The organism is Clostridium sp. LBM24168, from assembly GCF_052953915.1.
Genome location: NZ_CP196861.1, coordinates 2986237 through 3006358, shown reverse-complemented (window position 1 = coordinate 3006358; position 20122 = coordinate 2986237). Strand labels below are relative to the sequence as shown.

General features: G+C 38.9%; 15 protein-coding genes, 1 tRNA gene and 3 rRNA genes. 3 read left to right on the top strand and 16 right to left on the bottom strand.

The features are described from left to right. Positions 1-167: 167 nt before the first annotated feature. Entirely contained in the window at positions 168-1301 is a 1134-nt protein-coding gene (locus tag ACSVC9_RS15010; RefSeq protein WP_446898219.1) for a pyridoxal-phosphate-dependent aminotransferase family protein, read from the bottom strand. A gap of 174 nt (positions 1302-1475) precedes the next feature. Here ACSVC9_RS15010 and ACSVC9_RS15005 point away from each other — a divergent pair, with 174 nt between their 5' ends. Next, on the top strand, positions 1476-2072 hold the full coding sequence (locus ACSVC9_RS15005; RefSeq protein ID WP_446898218.1) for a uracil-DNA glycosylase: 597 nt from the start codon (positions 1476-1478) through the stop codon (positions 2070-2072). On the opposite strand, the gene ACSVC9_RS15000 is transcribed toward ACSVC9_RS15005, so the two are convergent. From ACSVC9_RS15000 to ACSVC9_RS14970, 7 genes are all read right to left on the bottom strand, one after another. Further along, complete coding sequence (locus ACSVC9_RS15000) at positions 2069-2899, bottom strand: alpha/beta fold hydrolase (RefSeq protein ID WP_446898217.1); 831 nt, start codon at positions 2897-2899, stop codon at positions 2069-2071. The two genes, ACSVC9_RS15005 and ACSVC9_RS15000, sit on opposite strands and share 4 nt — an antisense overlap. Further along, positions 2896-3336, bottom strand: a complete 441-nt coding sequence (locus ACSVC9_RS14995; RefSeq protein WP_446898216.1) for a VanZ family protein — start codon at positions 3334-3336, stop codon at positions 2896-2898. The genes ACSVC9_RS15000 and ACSVC9_RS14995 overlap by 4 nt, the downstream gene beginning before the upstream one ends. 12 nt (positions 3337-3348) lie before the next feature. Next, positions 3349-4287: a M42 family peptidase gene (locus ACSVC9_RS14990; protein WP_446898215.1), complete on the bottom strand. Its 939-nt coding sequence runs from the start codon at positions 4285-4287 to the stop codon at positions 3349-3351. A 54-nt stretch (positions 4288-4341) separates the two neighbouring features. Further along, positions 4342-5331, bottom strand: a complete 990-nt coding sequence (locus tag ACSVC9_RS14985; RefSeq protein ID WP_446898214.1) for a M42 family metallopeptidase — start codon at positions 5329-5331, stop codon at positions 4342-4344. Continuing rightward, positions 5322-6353, bottom strand: coding sequence for a M42 family peptidase (locus tag ACSVC9_RS14980; protein ID WP_446898213.1), 1032 nt, complete (start codon positions 6351-6353; stop codon positions 5322-5324). Before ACSVC9_RS14980 ends, ACSVC9_RS14985 begins: the two co-directional genes overlap by 10 nt. 82 nt (positions 6354-6435) lie before the next feature. After that, on the bottom strand, positions 6436-6582 hold the full coding sequence (locus ACSVC9_RS14975; protein WP_446898212.1) for a hypothetical protein: 147 nt from the start codon (positions 6580-6582) through the stop codon (positions 6436-6438). 22 nt (positions 6583-6604) lie between these two features. Beyond that, complete coding sequence (locus tag ACSVC9_RS14970; RefSeq protein WP_446898211.1) at positions 6605-7213, bottom strand: TetR/AcrR family transcriptional regulator; 609 nt, start codon at positions 7211-7213, stop codon at positions 6605-6607. 158 nt (positions 7214-7371) lie between these two features. Here ACSVC9_RS14970 and ACSVC9_RS14965 point away from each other — a divergent pair, with 158 nt between their 5' ends. Further along, the gene (locus tag ACSVC9_RS14965) at positions 7372-8826 is read left to right on the top strand and encodes an MDR family MFS transporter (RefSeq protein ID WP_446898210.1); all 1455 of its coding nucleotides are present in this window, start codon (positions 7372-7374) and stop codon (positions 8824-8826) included. 87 nt (positions 8827-8913) lie between these two features. Here the strand turns inward: ACSVC9_RS14965 and ACSVC9_RS14960 are convergent, their stop codons facing one another. The 4 genes from ACSVC9_RS14960 to ACSVC9_RS14945 form a co-directional block, all read right to left on the bottom strand. Further along, positions 8914-11301, bottom strand: coding sequence for an ABC transporter permease (locus ACSVC9_RS14960; protein ID WP_446898209.1), 2388 nt, complete (start codon positions 11299-11301; stop codon positions 8914-8916). Between the two features lies 1 nt (position 11302). After that, positions 11303-11977 carry an ABC transporter ATP-binding protein gene (locus ACSVC9_RS14955; RefSeq protein ID WP_446898208.1) on the bottom strand — a complete coding sequence of 225 codons (675 nt, stop codon included), beginning with the start codon at positions 11975-11977 and terminating at the stop codon, positions 11303-11305. A 68-nt stretch (positions 11978-12045) separates the two neighbouring features. Then, positions 12046-13305, bottom strand: a complete 1260-nt coding sequence (locus ACSVC9_RS14950) for a sensor histidine kinase (RefSeq protein ID WP_446898207.1) — start codon at positions 13303-13305, stop codon at positions 12046-12048. Next, the gene (locus ACSVC9_RS14945; RefSeq protein WP_446898206.1) at positions 13298-13993 is read right to left on the bottom strand and encodes a response regulator transcription factor; all 696 of its coding nucleotides are present in this window, start codon (positions 13991-13993) and stop codon (positions 13298-13300) included. The genes ACSVC9_RS14950 and ACSVC9_RS14945 overlap by 8 nt, the downstream gene beginning before the upstream one ends. A 136-nt stretch (positions 13994-14129) precedes the next feature. Here ACSVC9_RS14945 and ACSVC9_RS14940 point away from each other — a divergent pair, with 136 nt between their 5' ends. Next, positions 14130-14624 carry an HD domain-containing protein gene (locus ACSVC9_RS14940; RefSeq protein WP_446898205.1) on the top strand — a complete coding sequence of 165 codons (495 nt, stop codon included), beginning with the start codon at positions 14130-14132 and terminating at the stop codon, positions 14622-14624. A gap of 73 nt (positions 14625-14697) precedes the next feature. Here ACSVC9_RS14940 and ACSVC9_RS14935 read toward each other — a convergent pair. The 4 genes from ACSVC9_RS14935 to ACSVC9_RS14920 form a co-directional block, all read right to left on the bottom strand. After that, a tRNA-Lys gene (locus tag ACSVC9_RS14935) sits at positions 14698-14773 on the bottom strand. A gap of 7 nt (positions 14774-14780) precedes the next feature. Beyond that, positions 14781-14897, bottom strand: a 5S ribosomal RNA gene (rrf, locus tag ACSVC9_RS14930). Between the two features lie 215 nt (positions 14898-15112). Beyond that, positions 15113-18001 (bottom strand): 23S ribosomal RNA (locus ACSVC9_RS14925). 493 nt (positions 18002-18494) lie between these two features. Then, positions 18495-20003: ribosomal RNA gene (locus ACSVC9_RS14920) — 16S ribosomal RNA — on the bottom strand. Together the 16S, 23S and 5S rRNA genes with 1 tRNA gene alongside form the textbook arrangement of a ribosomal RNA operon. Positions 20004-20122: the final 119 nt, after the last annotated feature.

The following is a 20122-nucleotide window of genomic DNA, read 5'->3' as shown; positions in this document are numbered from 1 at the left end:
ACATTTTTTTGTCACAAGTCGACACAACGTATGTTATTATAACACATACCTTACCACCTTCTACAATAAATATATTCATTATACCAATTTACCATTCTTTATTTATATTATTTACACATTTTCTTCAATATACTTATATTGATACACAAGGTAATGTTGACTTAACACTACAATTCACTAAGAAAGCAGGATGACATATCACATTTACACTGGAATCCAAAATGTTCCAATGATTTTTGAAGTGCATACAATGTATAGCTCACTCTATCTTCTCTCGCATTTTCACCCATATGCCCTATCCTTATAACTTTCCCTTCCAAATATCCAAAGGATCCTGCTATCATTACATTGTACTTATTTCCCATGTATTTTCTAATATCCCCATCTTTCATTCCCTCCGGAACCTGAATTACTGTTACTGTATTGGAATATCCATTTATTGTATATAAATCCAATCCTGCTTCTCTTACTGCACTTCTTGTAGCTGCAGCAATTTTACTATGTCTATCTATTATATCTTTATCTTCCAATATATTGTCTATTGCTTTTCTAAAACCCAATATATCACTTATAGGTGGTGTATAAGGAAACCATTTATTCTTATAATAATCCTTCCATACAAGCAAATTACAATAAAAAGAAGCTATTGGACTTTTCCTGCTTTCCATATAGTTAAAAGCATCCTTACTTATACTTAAAAATGTAATACCCGGAGGTGCTGAAACACATTTCTGAGATGCACCTACTACTATATCTATATCCCATTTATCCACGTCCAGTTCTTCTCCTCCCATAGCTGCAACACTATCAACCACAGTAAGTATACCCCTCTCTTTAAGCAATGGACAAATTTTGGATATATCATTTAAAACTCCGGATGGAGTATCACAATGCACTACAGTGGCGTATTTAAAATTACTGTCCTTTTGCAGAAAATCCGTTAACTCTTCCACATCTATCTGCTTTTTTCTATCACCTTTAAAAAATACAACTTCTCCACCATATAAGTTGATAAAATCACTAAATCCTTCTCCAAATATTCCATTATCAATTACAAGAATTCTATCTCCTTTTTCAGTAAGAGAGGCACAAGCTGCTTCAAGTCCAAGTATTCCTTCACCACCCAGTATTCTTACCTCATTGCCAGTATTCAAAAATTGTGCTGTTTTTTCACAAGTTTCTTTATAAAAATCATAAAATTCCAGGTCTAGATCTGGATTGGTAAATCTTTTGCTTCTGGATAATCTAACATTTTCACTAACTTCAGTAGGTCCTGGAGTCATTATATAAAAATTTTTCATAAATTTCACCTCTTAATATGCTATTTATAATTGTTTGAAGTTGATTATATCATTATTCAAGTTAATATTAAAATGTATGGGTACGTTTAATTCTATATAAACTTTGTTATAATTCTATTAGAATATTTTTTATGACTTCATCAAAAAATATAAAAAACTGAAAGGAATTTTTCTATGGATATTAACAATTATTTAAAAGAAAAAATCAGGCTCATATGTGAAGATTACACTGATTCCCCTATTGGCGGATACATTACAGGTGATGGCCCTATACCTTGTGATATATTATTTATTGGAGAAGCTCCCGGAAAGATGGAAATAATAGAGGGCAGACCTTTTGTTGGAATGGCTGGAAAGAATTTTGAAAAGTATCTAACTTCTATAGGTCTCATACGTAACAAAGTAAGGATAACAAATACCTGCTTCTTCAGGCCCATAAAGATAACCCGAGGTAAAAATGGCAGAAATAGTGTGAAAAACAGAACTCCGAAAGTTTCTGAAATAAATTTATTCAAGGATATCCTTAAAGAAGAAATTAATTTTGTTAACCCCAAAATAATAATAACTCTCGGAAACGTACCTCTGAAAAGCTTGACAGAATTCAAATCTATTGGAGAATGTCACGGTAAACTATTCTTTAACATAGAATTAAAAATGCATATTTTTCCCATGTACCATCCATCTTCCCTAACTTATAATAGAAATGAAGATTTTAAAAACATGTATAATGGCGACTGGCTGAAATTAAAAGAAACTCTAACGAAGATTTAGAGTTTCCCAATTTCTTTTTCAGTTCTTTTTATCCAATTGCCTACCATATAATTAAACATATCTTCCTGTTCTATTTGTAAATTATGACCAGCATTGTCAATTACAGAAAAAGTTGCTCTAGGGTAATTATTTAAAATAGACCATGCATCCTTATAACCCACGCAGGAATCTTGATGTCCTAAAAGTATAAGTGTTGGCTTTTCAAACTTTCCATTTATTTTATCAACATCAAAAGAAAATTTATATCCATTCTTCTTGAAATATCGCAAAAACTCATGTTTTCCTATTTCTATACCTGAAAGTACTTCATCTTTATACCTTTTATAGATTTTTTCGCTCTGAAGTACGGATATTAAATTGAAGTTTTCAATTTCATCCTTATTTAATTGTGAAAGTAATTCTTTATCTTTTACCAGAATAATGTGTTCTGGCAGATCTCTCTCTTTAAAATTAGGTATTATAACCGGACATATCAACAGAAGTCCATCTACTTTTTCAGGCATTTTATAAATTATTCCTCTTGACAGATATCCCCCATAGGATTCACCTGCCAGAAGAAAATTTTCATCTGGAATAATCTCTTCAATAAAATGTACTATAACATCCAACATATCATCTGCATTTGTAATCTGTTTTGAGGTGCTGCTTTCTCCCATACCTGGAAGATCCATGTATATTCTCTTATAACCCTTCTTATTGAAAAAAACAGGTTCCATACACCCTATCATCAACCTACAATCTGCAGCATAACCATGAAGCATAACAATCGCTTTTCCATTTCCTTTTATATGATAGTTTATTGATATACCATCTATTTTACATTTCATTTTTGAACTATTCTCCTTTTTTTGTACAAATAATAAAAACTCGTAAGAAGTCCTGCAAAACCTCCTGCTGTATCTATAATAATATCTCTTATTCTAGATGATCTCCCAGGTATAAACAATTGATGAACTTCATCCAGACACGCATACAGAAATACTATTATTATTGATATTAAAAGAGCTCTTTTAACTTTAGATTTTTCATACAATGCATTCAATAATAATATATAGAGTATAAGATACTCCATAAAATGAGAGATCTTTCTAATTGCAAAGTTTGCCATATTACCAAATAGATTATTGAGATTTACTCCAATTGCATTAAACAATCCAACTACAAATTTACTTTTCTCATCCGATACATTCCCCGGTTGATTTGAAAATATGAATATTATTATTATCCATAAAATAACGAGCAGCCATCTAATATTTTTATTCATTTTAAAACCTTCCTAAATCAATTCTCTCAACAATTTTATAGTATTGTTGATATCACATACAGATATCATTTCAGAAGTCGAGTACTTATATCTACAAGGGACATCAATTTCCCCAGTCCTTATTCCTGAAAGTTCTTTATGAACAAGTCCTCCTTCAGACCCACCACTACTTATACTATATTGAACATCTACATCTGATTTACGCGATGCTTCCTCCAACATATTCTTTATATCCTCATGCATTATCAACAATTTATCCATTATTCTTAAGACAGGACCTTTTCCTATGTTTATACTGTTTCCTGTTTTATCAGATAGTGATGTACTTTCAGTACCGACTACTATAACATAATCAGGTTTTATACTATTAACTGCCGCTGCAGCACCAATTCCACCCGTCTCCCCTTTTGAAGAAAATACGAAATATATTTGCTGGTTCTCTCTACTTACCTTATCCATAAGCTTTAGAAGTATATAACATCCTACTTTATTGTGAAGAAGGGGACTTATTATATTATTCCCTGTGACTAAATATGGACCAACAAGTGAAGCTGTATCTCCCTCTTTTATTCTTTCCAGTACATCATTTCTACTATCCACTCCTATATCTACCAATATATCAGATTCATATAAAAATATCTTTCCCAATGTACCATTTTCAAATCTTATAAAACTGTGGTTCACATTCTGTTTTTCAAAGTATCCAATGCTATCTACCTTTATTATTCCATCTTCATCTATGTTCTTCACCATAAAACCTGTCGAATCCATATGGGTACATATCATTATCCTATTTTTGCCAAGGCCTTTTTTCGAAATAACATTTCCACAAGCATCTTCATATATTTTATGATTACTATCGCATAGATATTTCTTTATTAAATTTCTTATATTCGATTCATTCCCACTTGTTCCATAAGAATTGATCAAATTCTTTAGAAGATCATCCATAAAATTTACTGTCTTTTAAAATAGACAGTATTCAACTCCCTTCCGAAATTTATATTAAAAGCTTTCCAGATAAATTTTTAGTATCGCTACCATACTTTTATAATCCTCCATATTGCACATAGAAACAGCTGAGTTCATATATCTACATGGCATTAAAATTGAACACAATTTAGAATTTAATGACATAGTCTGAACAGATGTCACCTTCCTCTCCCTTTTAATACATGCAATATTCTGGTAGGGTATATGTAATCTGCTGGCTGTATCTCTAATAAATTTCACAACTTCCCTGTCGAATATACAAATTCCATCTTTAAATGGAATAATCGGACCCTTTCCAAGCTCTACATGCTCTAATTTGCTTGTACAAATTGCATCAACTGATATGAAAATATCTGGTTTGACATTATATATAGAAATAGATGCACCTCTTTCTCCAATATTTTCCTGTATATTAAATGATATATACAGATCACAGCTATAATTTTCTTTTAATATCTCAAGTAATGCAAGACATCCTATTCTATCATTCAGTGCCTTTGCTTTTATAATATTATCAGGAAATTTTTCAAATTTTACATCAAATACAGCAGAATCTCCCAGATTTACAATGCTTCTAGCTTCTTCTGCAGACACTGCTCCTATATCCATACAAATATCTTTTAAAGATACCTCACAATTTTTCTCTTCTCTGCTTTGAAGATGAATTGGTTTTAAACCTATTACTCCTTTTATTCTGTTCTTTCCGATAAGAACAACCTTACATGGAAGTGAATTCTTATCTATATTTCCTAATGTTGAAAATCTTAAAGTTCCATCATTATTGTAGCCCGTAATTACGAGTCCTGCCTCATCCATATGTGCAGCTAGCATTACTTTTAAAACTTTTTCCTTACTTTTATTTTGCTTATGTACTAGAATATTACCCATTTTATCAATTGAAAAATTCAGATTCAATCTATTGAGTTCAGATTGTATCACTTTTCTCACTTCACCCTCATAGCCAGAAGGTGCTATTGAATTGCACAATTCCTCTAAAAGCAAAACAATTCCCCCAATTCACTATAACTTAAATCCTGAATAAATCTTGCAAGCAGTACTCCCGTATTTCTTATATCTTTCATATTGACAATCTCAACTGATGTATGCATGTATTTTATTGGTATGGATATTAATAATGTAGGTATCCCTCCCTCAGCAGTCTGAATATCCCACGCATCCGTTCCTGTATTACCAGGCTCTATTTCGATTTGATAAGGTATATTGTATTTTTTTGCAGTATAAATTATCCTTTCTCTAAGCCCTGGGTGAATATTAGGACCTATACATATTACAGGTCCTTTTCCTAAGACATTATCCCTAAGATTATCACCCATCGGTCCCCCATCAAAAGTTACATCTACAGCTATTCCAATATCAGGTTTTATATCATAACTCGCCATCTTCGCTCCCCTATGCCCAACTTCCTCCTGACAGGAACATACAAAATAAATATCAAGATCTGGGGTGACATTTTTAAGCTCTTCTGCACATATATACATGGCTAAAATACTTGACCTATTATCTATGGCCTTGCCGCATATATTCTCATTTAAAAGCTGAATCATATTTCTTTTTAAGGTAACATAATTCCCTATATTGACTAAATCAATTAATTTCTCAAAATTATATCCGGTGTCTATATACAGATTTTCCATTTTTATATTATCTTTGTCTTTATCCTCATATTCAGGTTTTAAAGCTATAATTCCTTTTATTTTCTTCCTCCCATGAATGATAACCTCCTGTGATATAAGGCTTTTAGGATCTATTCCCACAGCTTTAAATGTTAAAAATCCCTCTTTTGAAATTCCACTTATCATCAGAAACACCTCATCTGCATGAGCCATTATCATTATTTTACTGGAATTTTTTCCTTTTTTATGTATGTAAATATTATTTAATTCACTCATGGTTATATTGCCAAATTTCTTAAAACCATCTTCTATAATAGAGTACAGCCAATCTTCCCTTCCACTAGGAGCATCAGCCTCACAAATTCTTTTTAAAAAGCTCAATTCCTGCATCTTTTACCTCCAGCCAAATACATTGGTAGTTTAATTATAGCATAATTACTACGAATCTATACATTTACACTTCTTCCCTTAGCTACTTTAAAACTAAGTCAAGCATACTTATAAAGGTTTCAGTTAAAGTCACTTTCCCAATAAAAATTCTCTGAGGTAAATGCATTAAAGCCATTAAAATAGAAGCAATCATCCATCCTTTGTTTTTTCCCATCGCTTTCCCAATCATACATTTGTGAAAAATCCTGCTATTACTGTTTTGCATGTACAAGCGGCATAAAAATGTCATCTACAATCTCCGCTATGGCTTCATCGGATACGGGTTCCAGCTTTGTAATCAGCTCATACTGCAGCAAGTCAAGTGGCAATGAGATGATCCTGTGAGACAATTTTTCAAGGCAGACTTCACCGCGAAGTTCCGCGTTTTTTAAAATCTCCATCATAGCCGCCGTCATCTTGCTCTCTGATCTCCGCTCGATGATTTTCGGCATAGATGCGATGATCCTGCGCCATACCACTGGCTCCATAATAAGCCCCCTGATTGTCTCTGATCCAATTGTTTTCAACGGTTCAACACGCCCATGCAGATAAGTATACACATCATCGCGCAGGTTTCCTGTATCCGGTATCTCATTTGTAATTTTCGGAAAATAATATTTACGCAGGGTAGCCATCACAAGCTCAGACTTATCGGGCCAGCGGCGGTAAAGTACAGATTTATTTGTCCCCGCCCGTGTTGCGACGCTCTCCATCGTCATATGCGTATAGCCGGTTTCTAAGAGTTCCCACCATGCAGCATGCAAGATCGCCTCTTCCAGAACTTCTCCGCGGCGGCGCGTACCCTTCTTTTGTTTATCCATGTTTTATTTCCCTCCGAACATCAACAATAAATAATCCTCTGCCGTAGAAATATTTATAAAAACTCCAAGTTTCCTATTGACAAAGGCCTGTATTTATTATAACATAATTTCAAAAGAAACTAAGCGTTTCTTATTATGACCATGAAAGGAATTTTCTCATGAATACAGAAAATGTAAAACCGACAAAAGAAAAACTTGATCCGATCGTGCTCAGAACTGCTATAGTTCTGGTTTTCGGTGCGCTTGCGCCGCTGTTTGATTCGACGATGATCAATGTAGCAATCCATACAATTGCAACTGATATGAAAGCAACCATTTCCACCGTACAGTGGGTCACGACAGGATACGTTCTTGCAATGGGACTGACCGTCCCGATTTCAGGCTGGGCCACTAAGCGATTTGGATGCAAACTATCCTATATCTTTTCATTGATACTCTTTTTAATCGGATCTGTATGTTCTATGCTGTCATGGAACATAGGAAGCATGATCCTTTTCCGTATCATTCAAGGTATTGGCGCTGGATTAATGATGCCTGTACTGCAAACGGAACTGGTACAGATCTCCGGGGGACACAATCTCGGACAGATCATGTCGATTGTCAGTATCCCCGCTTTACTCGGACCGATCCTTGGCCCGGTGTTGGGAGGAATTATCGTTAACAGTCTGAACTGGCGTGCCATCTTTTGGGTTAATATTCCAATCTGCATTGTGGCGGTTTCGTTAGCCCTATGGGGAATACCAGCCGACAAGCTCTCGGAAAAGAAAGCGTCTCTTGATCTGATCGGCTTGCTTTTGCTATCACCCGCGTTTACTCTTCTGATCTATGGTATTGCCCAGATTCCCATGCACGGTGGCTTAAATAGCAGTGCAGTCTATGTTCCACTGATCATGGGCATTATTTTGATGGTATCCTATATTGTCTATGCTCTGAATACGAAACGGGAGCCAGTTCTGAATCTGAAACTATTCAAATCTGTCAATTTTTCCGCTTCCAATATACTGCTGATTTTCAGCGGCATCATTACAAACGGGACTTTGCTGATGCTGCCGCTCTATTATCAGGAGGTGCGCGGTGAAAGTGCCCTGTCAGCCGGTTTGTGGCTGCTTCCTCAGGGCCTAGGCATGCTGCTCACCAGAAGCTTGGCTGGAAAGGCAGCCGACCGTGACGGCTCACGCAATATTGTGCTAATGAGCCTTACTGCAATTGCAATCGGTACGTTGCCATTTGCTTTTGCGGGTACGAACACAAATATGATTCTTTTGGCTGTTGCCCTTTTGATCAGAGGGTCGGGGCTTGGCGGTTTGTTTATTGCAATCATGGCATCCGCCCTCATTGGACTTCAAAGAGATCAGATTCCTCATGCAAGTATAGCTACAAGGATCTTTCAAACCATCGGCGGGGCTTTCGGGTCGGCTATTCTTGCTACCGTCGCCCAACAGCAGATGGTGGGCCGGGCTGCCTCCGATCTTCATGCGTTTGCTCATTCCTTCGACGTCTCGTTCTGGTGGGCCATCGGCTTCACCGTGGCGGCTGTGATTCCAACGCTGTTTTTGACCATGTATAAAAAATCAGGATATGAAACAACCTCACAGGCTGACGGAGAGCAGTGAAAGCAGAGTGATTCTTAGGTTCATAGTGATTACCCTTATAAAAAAATCTTTTTTAAGAACCTAAAAATCACTTTATACTTTATATTATCATTCGCTGTACCTGATTCTATCGATTATGGATTCCTTTTTTAATCTGCTTTCAATAATGTAGGTTATCAGTATCTCCACTGAAATAAACACTACAATCACTGCAAGTATAGGTATGAGAGGAAATTTATATTCTGCATAATCGGCCCCTGCCTTTTTAAACAGTTTAAAGCAGAAGTATCCAAGACCAGTTCCAAAAATCACCGACAGTAAGGAGCTTATACCAGCATAGTACATGCCCTCTATCTGAAGCATCTGTCTCAGCTGTTTGTTTGACAGCCCCACTGCCTGGAGCATTCCATACTCTCTTTTTCTTGTGAGTATGCTTGTAATCATGGTATTTATGAGATTCAGAATTCCTATGAGGGCTATTATTCCCGTAAAGCTCATTGCTGTTATCTCTATTGCCATAAACTGATTTTCCAGTTCCTTCTTCCAGTCCGTATTTGACTCATACATTATCCTGCTGTCCCTATTTACTATGGCTTTGAGCCTGCTTTTTATGGCCTCAAATTTACTGCTGTCTATATCTATATAAATGTCAGTTAATTTGTTGTCCCTGTTATCTGCCAGGCTGTCTTTAAATTCTTTCTTTGTAAATACATCCTCATGAGTTATAAATTCATACCCTCCCACAATCCAGCCGGAGCCTGCAATATTGTCACTTAATATACCTGCTACGGTAAACTTTTTATTCATGACCTCTCTCAAATTTCCACTGCTGTCCTTTTTCCTGATTGAAACGGAGATTTTGTCCCCCACCTTGTATTTGCAGTTGATACTGCCATCTTCATTTTTTCTGCCCACTATGAGAACTTCATCTCTGTTTTTCAGATTTTCGCTGGATATATTCCCTCTTATCAGATACTTATTTAACCTGTTCAGCATATAATCATCATATCCATATAGAATGCTGCGTGCATTGTCTACAAAAACATTTAATGTATTTTTCTTGATATAGACATTTTTCACTCCATCCATGCTTTTTATATCATCAATCAATTTTTTATTCAATGGACTTCCGTAGGTATTTGTAACCGAAAGATCAAATTCATATTTAAAATCATGCTTGACCATATTGTCTACATTCATGCTTTTTAAAACACTGCACATTATGATAAATAGAACTCCGCTCATGGTCAGAGAAAGCATGGTCATAATCGTACGCTTCTTATTTCTCCACAGATTCAGCCGTGCAATTTTAGCTATGGATATCTTTTTTAATGAAGCCCTCTCCTTTTTACTGGAACTTATTTTTACACCGCTGTATTTCATGGATTCTACAGGAGATATCTTCGAAGACAGCCTCCCTGGTTTTATAAGAGAGATTGCCACTGCAGCCAGACTTATAAATACACATACAATCACAATGTATGGAGAGGACTTCATTCTTATATTAGAAATCTGTGAAAAAAGATATCCAATCATAAAAACAGCAATGTGGGCAAGTATAATCCCCAGTGGAATTCCTACCACAGACAGCAGAAGTCCCTCCCTGAATATTATCTTTCTGATCTGTTTCCTGGTGGCTCCCACTGCTGCAAGCAGCCCGAACTGTTTTATCCTTTCAATAACGGATATATAAAATATATTATATATGACCACCACTGTCGTCAGAACAACAATTACTGCTATCACGGCAAACGCTGCCAGCATCATAGGATCTCCTCCTGAGGCATCTATATACATGGAGTTTTTGATTATATTTTTGTCTTTTATCCCAATACTATGACCTACGTCAGTGATACTCTTTTCCACGTCTCTGTGGCCTTTTACCCTTACAAAGCAGTCCTTTTTTACATTTGGCAAGTTTTCATATACAAATTTTTTTGACACCAGCCCTGTACTCACGTTTTGCTGCTTGTGCATTGTACTGTCCTTCAATATACCGCTTAGTACAAAGTCTGCAGCTGAAGAGGTATTTCCATATTCAATATGTATGGTTTCCCCTAAAGCACTTTTTACATCTAATTTTTCAAGTACCCATTTTTCCAGGGCTATTTCAGTGCTTTTTTGTGGAAGCCTGCCCTTCTCCAGTTTAATATTTGTCATATCCGCTGCTTTGTAATCTGCATAAATTAAGGATATGTCCGGATAATTGAAATTTTTTCTCTTTACACTCTCAAAGGGAATATACTCTCCTGCACTTTCAATTTTTATGTTGTTCTTCAATATTTGAATCTGCCTGTCATTCACGTTTTTATAGATTCCATGATAATTTCCGGATTGTTCTTCTGTGGAAGCTATTACCATATCTTGAATGCTGTAGATCACTATACCGGAGGCTGTTATGAGACATGCAGCCAGTGCTATGGTTATTATGACAAGAATATTTTTAGTCTTTGAGAATTTCAAATTTTTTCTGGCCAGATTTGATATACAGTTCATTTTACATCTCACCTGCCCTTATTTTTCCATCCTCAATTCTAACTATTCTGTCACCCATCTGGGCGATCTTTTCATCATGAGTTATCATTACAAGTGTCTGATTGTATTTTTCCACTGACATTTTAAGCAGCGACATAACTTCCTGGGCAGTTTTAGAATCAAGGTTTCCCGTAGGCTCATCTGCAAGCATTATGGAGGGCTTGCTGGCAAGGGCCCTGCAGATGGCGGTTCTCTGCTGTTGTCCGCCTGAAAGTGTATTGGGAAGTGAATTTCTTTTATCATATATGTTTAGAGTTTCCATAAGTTCTCTTATATAATTTTCATCCACCTTTTTATTGTCAAGGCCTATGGGCAGCGTCACATTTTCCCATACATTTAAGACCGGCACAAGATTGAAGGCCTGAAATACAAAACCTATATTCCTCCTTCTGAATATGGCCAGATCGTCTTCCTTCATTGAAAATATATCTCTTCCCCCAATATACACATTTCCTGAAGTAGGCCTGTCTAGTCCACCCATCATATGAAGCAGTGTACTTTTTCCCGATCCTGAGGTACCTACTATTACAATAAATTCTCCCTCATGTACAGTAAAACTTATATCATCCACAGCTTTGACCAAATTTTCACCTCTACCGTAGTATTTCTTTAAAGACTTTGTTTCCAATACCTTCATGTTATTACCTCTCTTTTACATTTGATACACAGATCATAACATGGCAATATTACATATCACTTTCAAACTCACTTACACTTTTGTAAGAAAAGACTAAACCTGCTTCCTTTCCCCACTTCTGAATCCACCATGACATTTCCCCCCTGCTGCTCCAGTATCCTCCTGGTAAGATACAGTCCAACTCCGGATCCTTCACATTCCTGAACCACCCTGGAATTTCCCCTATAAAATCTTTTGAAAATCTTGTTGAAATCTTTCTTTGGTATACCTATTCCATTATCCTCTATATCAATTCTTATAAAAAAATTCGTTTCAACCATACTGATATTGATCTTTCCACCTGAATCCGTGTATTTTATAGCATTTTCAAGCACATTGATTATGGCCTCCTTGGTCCACCTGGGATCATGAAAAACAAGATACTCATGAATATCTTCAGCATCTATCTCTATATTTCTATGAAGTGCTTTTGAATATACTCCCTTTATGGATTTATATATTGTATCCTTTATGGATTTTTTCTCTTTTTTAAATGTGATCATGCCTGCTTCAAGTCCTGACAGCTTTATAAGAGATCCTGTAAGCCATTCAAGTTTTAACGTTTCTTCTTTTATGGTATATAAAAATTCTTTTCTTTCATCTGTATTTATATTTTCATCCTCTATTAAAATGGAGTTGAAAAGTTTTATGGAGGATAAAGGTGTTTTAATCTGATGTGATATATCTGTAACAAGGGATTTTATATTTTCCTTTTCCCTATCCAGTTTATTTATATTCAGCTCAAGTATTCTGGTCATTTGATAAAACCCTGAATATATTTTAGATAAAATCCCCTCTTTATCATTATCAGCCTTTATGGAAAATTTGCCGTCTATTATTTTATCAACTACATTTAAAATTTCCTCAAGTTCTTCTATAATCCTCAGACTGCAGTATCTGAAAATACATATGAATCCGGCCAGAGCAAATATAAATACAACCAGATCGTCAATTGCCATAGCATATACATTTTTATTAAATGCAGCATCGTTCCAGGCTTTGACTTCATCATCATATCCATATTTTTTTATGATGCTCTCACCATAATTTAAGTCCTCAGAATTGTATTTTTTTAGCAGAATGGTTTTTACAATTTCCACTTCATCTTCTGGATGTGATCTTGCAAGAGATCCCACCAATTGTACTGTGGAATTCATCTGATCTACATAGATCTTGTTTATCATATAATAATGCAAAAAGCAGACAGCTATGGAAATAAGCATTGTACCTAAAGCCACTGTTATAAATGCCCTTTTAAATAATGGGTTTTCTTTTAAATATTCAATCATTTTTTGCACAGCTCTCTGCCCATACGTATCCTATTCCCCTGACATTTTTTATATATTGAGGATTTGAAGGATCATCTTCTACTTTTTCCCTAAGCCTTCTTATATTTACAGCTATAGTATTTTCATCTATAAAGGTACCGTCTATAGAATAAAGTTTATCCAAAAGCTGATCTTTACTTATTATTTGTCCCGAATTATCCATTAAATATTTCAAAAGTTTTACCTCATTCCTGCTCAGGAACAATTCTTTTCCTTTTTTCAATACCTTCATATCATTAACATAGAAGACTATATCCCCAGATATGATTTTACTGTTTCCTCCTTTATCACAGTTTCTTCTAAGCAAGGCATTTATTTTCGACATCAGTACCATGAGGCTGAAAGGTTTGGCGATATAATCATCTGCACCCAGATCAAGTCCTGTTACAATATCCACTTCCTCATCACAGGCAGTTAAAAAAATAATGAGCAAATCACTATTTTTTCTGATTTCACTGCAAAAATCAAATCCATTTCCATCTGGAAGTCCTACATCAAGAATCATAAGATCGATACTCTTACCATATAATATTTTTTTTGCTTCATCTATACTTCTGGCTGAAAATACTCCATAACCCTCTCTGTCCAATTTGAAACTTATTCCTCTATTCAAGGATCTGTCATCTTCTACAAGCAGTATATTTTTCATATCGGCGTCCTCCATATTTTTACTTAACAAGAATACATTAATATTTTATCATAGGGTTATTTAAATTTGATACCATTGTCACTATAAAAATATTATAATAAAATCAATAGAATATAAACACAAGGAGAAAATTATCATGAACATAACAAGCCACGTCATGAAAAAAATGATAACTTATTTTGGAAATGATGCTAAAAGAATAAATCATGCTCTAAAAGTCTACGGCTTCAGTAAAACCATAGGTGAGCTGGAAGAGTTAAATAAAAATGACCTGCTTATACTGGAAACAGCCGCCATACTGCATGATATAGGAATTAAAGAAAGCGAGAGAAAATACAATAGTTCAGCGGGAAACTATCAGGAAATTGAAGGGCCTCCCATAGCCAGAGAATTGCTTAAAGACATTGACATAGATAAAAATGTACTTGACAGAATATGCTTTTTAATAGGCAGTCACCACAGTTACAATAAAATTGATAAAATAGATTTACAGATATTAATCGAAAGTGATTTTCTGGTAAATGCTTATGAAGACAATATTAAAAAATCTGACATAGAATTTATGGATGAAAAATATTTCAAGACCTCCACTGGCAGGCAATTTCTGCATACAATTTACCTTAAAAAATGAAGTGATTCTTATATGGAGTTTATTTAAATTTTTTTATAAATAAAAAAGGAAATACATAATGTACTTCCTTTTTTGGTGGCTCACCGGGGAATCGAACCCCGGACAACATGATTAAAAGTCATGTGCTCTACCAACTGAGCTAGTGAACCATAAAAAACCCGGCAGCTACCTACCCTGCCACAGGGCTACCCCTGCAGTACTCTCGGCACGATGAAGCTTAACCATCCTGTTCGGAATGGGAAGGGGTGTTACCTTCACGTCATAACCACCAGATCAATCATAAATTGCTATTAACTTCGCATATTTTCGTCAAAATCATTCACTCCGGTGCTCATTTACATAAGTAAACTCTGCTCCCCGTTCATATTTTTCCTCAATCTGCTCGTTACTATCAATTTACTTACTGCAGTCTCCCGCAGTATTTCAACAACATATGTATCCCATATGGAATACTATTGTTCTCTGAAAATTGCACAGTAAGATATATTTTGATCAAGCCCTCGACCTATTAGTATCAGTCAGCTCAACATGTTGCCATGCTTACACCCCTGACCTATCAACCTCGTGTTCTCCGAGGGGTCTTACCAGCTTACGCTGTGGGAAATCTAATCTTGAGGTGGGCTTCACGCTTAGATGCTTTCAGCGTTTATCCCTTCCCGACATAGCTACCCAGCAATGCTCCTGGCGGAACAACTGGTGCACCAGAGGTCAGTCCATCCCGGTCCTCTCGTACTAAGGACAGCTCCTCTCAAATTTCCTGCGCCCGCGACGGATAGGGACCGAACTGTCTCACGACGTTCTGAACCCAGCTCGCGTGCCGCTTTAATGGGCGAACAGCCCAACCCTTGGGACCTACTTCAGCCCCAGGATGCGACGAGCCGACATCGAGGTGCCAAACCTCCCCGTCGATGTGAACTCTTGGGGGAGATCAGCCTGTTATCCCCGAGGTAGCTTTTATCCGTTGAGCGATGGCCCTCCCACGAGGTACCACCGGATCACTAAGCCCGACTTTCGTCCCTGCTCCACCTGTATGTGTCGCAGTCAGGCTCCCTTATGCCTTTGCACTCTAAGAAGGATTTCCGACCCTTCTGAGGGAACCTTTGGGCGCCTCCGTTACTTTTTAGGAGGCGACCGCCCCAGTCAAACTGCCTGCCTAACAATGTCCCGTGACCAGTTTCATGGCCGCCGGTTAGAATTCCAGTACTGTCAGGGTGGTATCCCAAGGGTGGCTCCGCCAGGGCTGGCGCCCCGGTTTCCATGCCTCCCACCTATCCTGTACAGACAATACCGAAACTCAATGCTAAACTGCAGTAAAGCTCTACGGGGTCTTTCCGTCCAATCGCGGGTAGCAAGCATCTTCACTTGCACTACAATTTCGCCGGATTTGTTGTCGAGACAGTGCTCAAATCATTACGCCATTCGTGCGGGTCGGAACTTACCCGACAAGGAATTTCGCTACCTTAGGACCGTTATAGTTACGGCCGCCGTTTACTGGGGCTTAAGTTCATACCTTCGCCTTACGGCTTAGTATTCCCCTTAACCTTCCAGCACCGGGCAGGCGTCAGCCCCTATACTTCAGCTTTCGCTTTAGCAGAGACCTGTGTTTTTGATAAACAGTTGCTTGAGCCTATTCTCTGCGGCCCCTTTCGGGGCACTCCTTATCCCTAAGTTACGGAGTTAATTTGCCTAGTTCCTTAACAACAATTCTTCCGATGGTCTTAGGATTCTCTCCTCACCTACCTGTGTCGGTTTGCGGTACGGGCACTAACCTGCTCCATAGAGACTTTTCTCGGCAGTGTGAAATCGGATACTTCTCCATAATTGGATCCCCATAACACCCCGGCATTGACCGGATGGATTTTCCTTTCCGGCCTGCTTCAGTGCTTAGACACACATCCAATAGTGTGCACATCCTATCCTTCTGCGTCATCCCTTCTGTCAAACGCAAGTTTGCGGTATCGGAATATCAACCGATTGTCCATCACCTACGCCTTTCGGCCTCGGCTTAGGTCCCGACTAACCCTGGGCGGACGAACCTTCCCCAGGAAACCTTAGGTCTTCGACCAATAAGATTCTCACTTATTTCTCGCTACTTATGCCAGCATACTCTCTCCTGTACAGTCCACAGCTCCTTCCGGTACTGCTTCTATCCGTACAGGATGCTCCTCTACCACTCTTTCGAGTCCATAGCTTCGGTGGTAAGTTTTAGCCCCGGACATCTTCGGCGCAGGATCTCTCGACTAGTGAGCTGTTACGCACTCTTTGAATGAGTGGCTGCTTCTGAGCCAACATCCTAGTTGTCTTCGAAATCCCACATCCTTTTCCACTTAACTTACACTTTGGGACCTTAGCTGATGATCTGGGCTGTTTCCCTTTTGACCGCGGATCTTATCATTCGCAGTCTGACTGCCGTCATTCAAGTATATGGCATTCGGAGTTTGATAGGGTTCAGTAACTGTTGTCAGCCCCTAGCCCATTCAGTGCTCTACCTCCATTACTCATTGGCGACGCTAGCCCTAAAGCTATTTCGAGGAGAACCAGCTATCTCCGAGTTCGATTGGAATTTCTCCGCTATCCACAGCTCATCCCATGGTTTTTCAACACCAACGTGGTTCGGTCCTCCACGGAATTTTACTTCCGCTTCAACCTGGCCATGGATAGGTCACCCGGTTTCGGGTCTACAGCATGCAACTAGCCGCCCTTTTAAGACTCGGTTTCCCTTCGGCTCCGCACCTTAAGTGCTTAACCTTGCTGCATACCGTAACTCGCTGGCTCGTTCTACAAAAAGCACATCGTCGCACGTAAAAGTGCTTCGATCGGTTGTGGACACACGGTTTCAGGTTCTATTTCACTCCCCTTCCGGGGTTCTTTTCACCTTTCCCTCACGGTACTTCTTCTCTATCGGTCACCAGGTAGTATTTAGCCTTAGGAGGTGGTCCTCCCTCTTTCCCACAAGGTTTCTCGTGTCTCGTGGTACTCTGGTACAGACTAGAACTTTTTCAGCTTTCACTTACAGGGCTTTTACCTTCTGTGGCGGAGCCTTCCAGCTCTCTTCAGTTAACCTATTGTTCACATTGTCTGTCCGAACCCCAGGAACAAGTTCCTGGTTTGGGCTCTTTCCCTTTCGCTCGCCGCTACTTAGAAAATCGATTTTTCTTTCTCTTCCTCCGGGTACTTAGATGTTTCAGTTCCCCGGGTTTACCTCCCCAACCCTATTTATTCAGCTTGGAGTACAGTGCTTCCACTGTGGGTTTCCCCATTCGGAAATCTTCGGTTCACAGACTATTTGCGTCTACCCGAAGCTTATCGCAGCTTATCACGTCCTTCTTCGGCTCCTGGTGCCAAGGCATTCACCATGCGCCCTTTGTAGCTTGACCTTTTAAAAAATTGCTACTGACTTCCTATGACTACGTCAAATACCTCTCTGCGGTGCTCATTTACATAAGTAAACTCCGCTCCTCATTTGGTCTTTTCCTTGTCATACTCGTCATTACCAATTTTTAATCACTTATGCTTGCCGGTAAATATAAAATGTATTATACAGACAAGTATAATCTACAAAGGTTATTTCTAACCTTAGCTTTACTTTAAATATGAAGTCTTTCGACTTCTATTTTTCTTACTGTGCAATTTTCAAAGAACAACAATTTTGAAGGATATAATCCTTCAAAATTAAACAGAATAAAAATTTCTATTAACTTCGCATCTTTTCGTCAAAACCACTCACTGCGGTGCTCATTTACACAGGTAAACTCTGCTCCTCATTCGCGTTTTTCCTCAATCTGCTCGTTACTATCAATTTTTACAAGTTACTAATTCAAACAAACTACCAACATTTTGAAACAGTATTACTGTTTCATTTCTCCTTAGAAAGGAGGTGATCCAGCCGCAGGTTCTCCTACGGCTACCTTGTTACGACTTCACCCCAATCACTAACCCCACCTTCGGCCGCGCCCTCCTAAGTTAGGCTACGGACTTCGGGTGTTGCCAGCTCTCATGGTGTGACGGGCGGTGTGTACAAGGCCCGGGAACGTATTCACCGCGACATGCTGATTCGCGATTACTAGCAACTCCAGCTTCATGCAGGCGGGTTTCAGCCTGCAATCCGAACTGGGAACAGTTTTTGAGTTTCGCTCCACCTCGCGGTATTGCTTCTCTTTGTTCTGCCCATTGTAGCACGTGTGTCGCCCTGGACATAAGGGGCATGATGATTTGACGTCATCCCCACCTTCCTCCGCGTTAACCGCGGCAGTCTCGTTAGAGTGCTCATCTTAATGTTAGCAACTAACAACAAGGGTTGCGCTCGTTGCAGGACTTAACCTAACATCTCACGACACGAGCTGACGACAACCATGCACCACCTGTCTCCCTGCCCCGAAGGGCTTCGCCTGTCTCCAGGCTATGCAGGGGATGTCAAGTCCAGGTAAGGTTCTTCGCGTTGCTTCGAATTAAACCACATGCTCCGCTGCTTGTGCGGGCCCCCGTCAATTCCTTTGAGTTTTAATCTTGCGATCGTACTTCCCAGGCGGAGTACTTATTGTGTTTACTGCGGCACAGAAGGGGTCGATACCTCCTACACCTAGTACTCATCGTTTACGGCGTGGACTACCAGGGTATCTAATCCTGTTTGCTACCCACGCTTTCGTGCCTCAGCGTCAGTTACAGTCCAGAGAACCGCCTTCGCCACTGGTGTTCTTCCTAATCTCTACGCATTTCACCGCTACACTAGGAATTCCGTTCTCCTCTCCTGCACTCCAGATATCCAGTTTGAAATGCAGCACCCAGGTTAAGCCCGGGTATTTCACATCTCACTTAAACATCCGCCTACGCACCCTTTACGCCCAGTAAATCCGGACAACGCTCGCCACCTACGTATTACCGCGGCTGCTGGCACGTAGTTAGCCGTGGCTTCCTCCTCTGGTACCGTCATTATCGTCCCAGAAGACAGGGCTTTACAATCCGAAGACCTTCATCACCCACGCGGCGTTGCTGCATCAGGCTTTCGCCCATTGTGCAATATTCCCCACTGCTGCCTCCCGTAGGAGTCTGGACCGTATCTCAGTTCCAATGTGGCCGATCACCCTCTCAGGTCGGCTACGCATCGTTGCCTTGGTAGGCTTCTACCCCACCAACTAGCTAATGCGCCGCGGGTCCATCTCAAAGCGGATTTCTCCTTTCATCCAGAATTCATGCGATTTCTGGTGTTATGCGGTATTAATCTCCCTTTCGGGAGGCTATCCCCCTCTTTGAGGCAGGTTACCCACGTGTTACTCACCCGTCCGCCGCTAAGTCGCCCCCGAAGGGGTTCCTTCGCTCGACTTGCATGTGTTAGGCACGCCGCCAGCGTTCGTCCTGAGCCAGGATCAAACTCTCAATTTAAAAGTTTGTCTCTACTCATTTACTTCATTGCTGCATCTCTGCAGCCCAAAAGAATTGCTGGTTTATTTCTTCAAGTTTTCACTTGTTTCTATTCTGTTTAATTTTCAAGGATCATTTCT